A 2,940-nucleotide genomic window follows, 5' to 3' on the forward strand; every position below is an offset into this window, starting at 1 on the left:
GAATGGGGAATAGGGAATGGGGAATGGGGAATAGGGAATGGGGAATGGGGAATAGCTGCTATTTATCGCTACAAATTGTTAGGAACTGTGCGCCGTTGACACAGGCTTGTTCTGCCATGGCTGCGGCTACTGCATCAAATACGGGGGCTGCCCATTGGGTTGCCCTTTGCCAAGATCCCACTTTAGCGATGATTTCTCTGGCTTGGGCGACTTCGAGAATGGCGACATGGGGATTATATTCAGCAGCCCGTTCAATCAGGGGATGCCAGGCGAGGGAATGACCTTCGCGATCGCTTTTTCCACCTCGAACTCTGGGGCCGATGTTGCGTAACCCTTGCTGTTGATAGAAGGGTTGCAGTTTGGCTTGAATACGATTTTCCCATTGGCGATCGCGCTGATGCAACCCGGTAACCAGCATTTGTGCCCCTGGAAAGGGGTTGGCTTCGCTGACCACATGGGCATCGGCGGTTAAAATCAGGGTTTGTACATTGCGGTTGCCTTTATGGACACCGGCGATATAGTGTTCTAAGGCCTGAAACCCGTCAAGATTTTCCCCATACATTTGAATGGTGGGCACGAGGACATAAAAACCGAGGGCGGTTAACCGTTGATAGAGTTCGTTAGCGGTAACGGTATTCCAGTAGAGTCCCACATGGTAATCATCGACTTTGGCCCCCGGTTGCATGGAGTTAGCGGTGTACTGAATGGGTAAAATGGCGATCGGCTGGTTAGTGTTGATGCGGATGGGAGCAACATCGGCATGAGTCCAGTTTTTACCGGTGTAGTTATAGCGCACCCGATAAATACCTTGCCCCGCTTCAAAAGCATAGCTACGCCCATTCTCAACAATAGTGACTTCGGGAGTAGGGGCAAAGCTTGGGGTTTGGGCGCGGGTTTGTAGGGTAAGTCCGCCTATACTCAAGGAACTCAAGGCGATCGCCATTCCCAAGGTTTTGGATAAGAAGCTCATGATCTCGATTAAAAATTGAAAATTAAAAATGACAGCTTGTCTGTGTAATTGTAGACGCTTTGTTCTCAATCATGGGTTCCTTTCTCCGAATCAATGAGTTCACACACAAACGGGTAGGGTGGGCAGGATCTGCTTGTAGAAGTTGAATGATCTTGCTTATCCTCCTGCCCACCCTACGATGATTAATAATCATCACCGTTGAATCGGATTTGAGCTTACATTCGCAAACGTGGGAGCTAAAGCTTGAGAAAGCCTCGCCAGCCAATCCGTTGCTTCTCCTTCGATCCAAGGATATTCTAGGATAAAATTCTGCCAATCTAAATCATAGGTTTCCATGAGTATGGGAAAACCTGCTTGCCAATCAATCTGTTGATGCTTGGCAAAGTCTTGCCAGTCTGCACTCGATCGCAACACCTCATAGAGCAGATCAAAAGGTAATTCAGTGTGTTCGGCTAATAAAACTGCATCATACAAGTCTTTACCTTGGGGATAAAGGTCGGTTTCTAACCACAGTAACTTCCAGGCTAAGGATAGTGCAGGAGTAGCTGACCAAATTAGAGAGCGATCGCCTTCAATCAAGCAGATGGAGGTTTGGATCGGCTCATCTAAGAGGGTTTCCCGAAACGTGACATCCATTTGTACTGTGCCTCCTGGCAAATTCTCCGCTTGCCAAGGAAAAACAATTCGTCGCCCTTCTACCCGTTCGTAAGTCCAAATTTCATCCCGACGAATTTGGTCAACTTGAATGGTTGCCGACCCCACTTCAGGATGGTCTGAAACCATTTGAATTAAGTCATCAAACAGGCTTTTAGCCACGGGATGATCGGGACTCATATCATCCGGTCTAAATACAAAATCCATATCGCCCGGTTCCCTCGCTGCTTCTCCTAGCCAGGCTTTGAGCAAAAGGCTACCCCGCAGCACTAAATGTTGATTCCAAGAAGAACGGCTAATCCAAACTAACAGATGATTCATCACTTCTCGACGGGCTTGGAACCACTGGTTTTTAAGGTCTGGATCGGCAAAAATGGGGTCGCCTAAACGGAACGCATTCCGAAACTGTACCAAGGCCGGATCGAACACCTTGGGTTGTTTAAGATTGGGATCGGTTTCTGTGTTTGGGGGATAGGTGTTCGGATAACTGTTCATGGGATCTCCAAAAGGGTTACAACATTGAGTGAATCCAATCGCGATCGAGTTCAAAATTGCTGTCGTAGACGACAAATTCCCGTTCAATTTCGAGGATAGGGGTGTTTAAATCGGCGATCGCCGCCAACAATTGCTCTAGGTGTTCCTGTGCCTCTCGACGACCCACACCCCAACAGCGCTGAGTCACAAATCGCTCCTGATAATGATCCGATCGCCTCTTCAATGCATTTCGGGAAAGATGAGCTGCATGGGGTTTAACCCTTTCTCTCAAAAGACTCAGAGCCGCTAGGGGAGGCAGCAATACTTTAATGTGATGTTCAAAATAGCGATCGCCAGTATAATCAAGTTCGTCCGCCGTCCCCTGGGGAACACCGGGATGATCGGCTGCAACCTCCATTTTAATCCGGACAACAGAAAACCCCTCTGCTTGTAACACCTAACACAGCTCTTTGACCCGATCCAGTTCACCGGTCAAACTGCCCTCTCCCCATCGGGTTAACATGGGTTGAGATGGTGTAACCCCTCGGTCTAAAAGGATATGCAGACACTTGAGACCCTTCTGGGCGCTCCATTGGCGGAGTTTTTCCACCTCTTCCCAGTCCTTGACGCTAACGGTAATATGAGTTTCAAATTGCCCAGTAAACTGCATGATATCAAGTCCCAAGCTTCGCTTTCATGTCCGCGAGAGCCAAAACGCTAAGATTTGGGGATTGTGCGATTGCTTCATTCCCCCATTCCCCCATTTTCCTATTACCCATTCCCTATTCCCGTTACAGTCGAGCAAGAAGTCGCCTTCTTGCCCTCTGCTTCAAAACCGTGCG

At 48.5% G+C, this 2,940-nt stretch carries 4 protein-coding genes; all 4 read right to left on the bottom strand.

Annotated elements, in window-relative coordinates:
- Positions 1 to 58: 58 nt before the first annotated feature.
- The 4 genes from PMG25_RS08845 to PMG25_RS08860 all read right to left on the bottom strand — a co-directional run bounded on the left by PMG25_RS08845 (position 59) and on the right by PMG25_RS08860 (position 2,768).
- Positions 59 to 970, bottom strand: a complete 912-nt coding sequence (locus PMG25_RS08845; RefSeq protein WP_283766533.1) for a hypothetical protein — start codon at positions 968 to 970, stop codon at positions 59 to 61.
- A 192-nt stretch (positions 971 to 1,162) separates the two neighbouring features.
- The gene (locus PMG25_RS08850) at positions 1,163 to 2,119 is read right to left on the bottom strand and encodes a nucleotidyl transferase AbiEii/AbiGii toxin family protein (RefSeq protein ID WP_283766534.1); all 957 of its coding nucleotides are present in this window, start codon (positions 2,117 to 2,119) and stop codon (positions 1,163 to 1,165) included.
- 16 nt (positions 2,120 to 2,135) lie between these two features.
- Positions 2,136 to 2,555, bottom strand: a complete 420-nt coding sequence (locus PMG25_RS08855; protein WP_283766535.1) for a hypothetical protein — start codon at positions 2,553 to 2,555, stop codon at positions 2,136 to 2,138.
- Entirely contained in the window at positions 2,556 to 2,768 is a 213-nt protein-coding gene (locus PMG25_RS08860) for a hypothetical protein (RefSeq protein WP_283766536.1), read from the bottom strand. It abuts the gene before it with no gap.
- Between the last annotated feature and the right edge of the window lie 172 nt (positions 2,769 to 2,940).

The organism is Roseofilum capinflatum BLCC-M114 (genome assembly GCF_030068505.1).
Taxonomy (GTDB): Bacteria; Cyanobacteriota; Cyanobacteriia; order Cyanobacteriales; family Desertifilaceae; genus Roseofilum; species Roseofilum capinflatum.

Excerpts from the sequence above, each read along its gene's own strand:
- PMG25_RS08845 (WP_283766533.1), bottom strand. The coding sequence starts at position 970 with ATGAGCTTCTTATCCAAAACCTTGGGAATGGCGATCGCCTTGAGTTCC.
- PMG25_RS08850 (WP_283766534.1), bottom strand. The coding sequence starts at position 2,119 with ATGAACAGTTATCCGAACACCTATCCCCCAAACACAGAAACCGATCCC.
- PMG25_RS08860 (WP_283766536.1), bottom strand. The coding sequence starts at position 2,768 with ATGCAGTTTACTGGGCAATTTGAAACTCATATTACCGTTAGCGTCAAG.